A 265-nucleotide genomic window follows, 5' to 3' on the forward strand; every position below is an offset into this window, starting at 1 on the left:
CGTTGAGAAGCTGGTCGAGCTCTTCTCGTATGGCTTGTTTCCGGTCTGGTGCAAATCTCCGCAGTTTTTGTTTTACAGGCTTGGCATCATGTCGCACCATGAGTTTGTGCTTAATCACCTCCCTTGGGACCCCCGGCATGTCGGACAGCTGCCAAGCGCACACGTCAGCATTATCGCGGAGGAAGGTGACGAGCGCGAGGTCCTATTTCTCGCTTAGTGTCGCCCCGATCTTGACGGTCTTGTCGGGGTTGGCACTGGAGAGTGG

General features: G+C 55.8%; 1 protein-coding gene. It reads left to right on the forward strand.

Features of this window, described 5'->3' with window-relative positions; translation table 11 throughout:
* Positions 1-217, forward strand: a 217-nt coding sequence (locus CVH10_RS26925) for a hypothetical protein (protein ID WP_219924959.1), incomplete at its 5' end; no start/stop codon positions are given.
* Positions 218-265 lie beyond the last annotated feature (48 nt).

This window comes from Halomonas sp. ND22Bw, assembly GCF_003011945.1.
In the GTDB taxonomy this organism is placed as follows: Bacteria; Pseudomonadota; Gammaproteobacteria; order Pseudomonadales; family Halomonadaceae; genus Halomonas; species Halomonas halophila.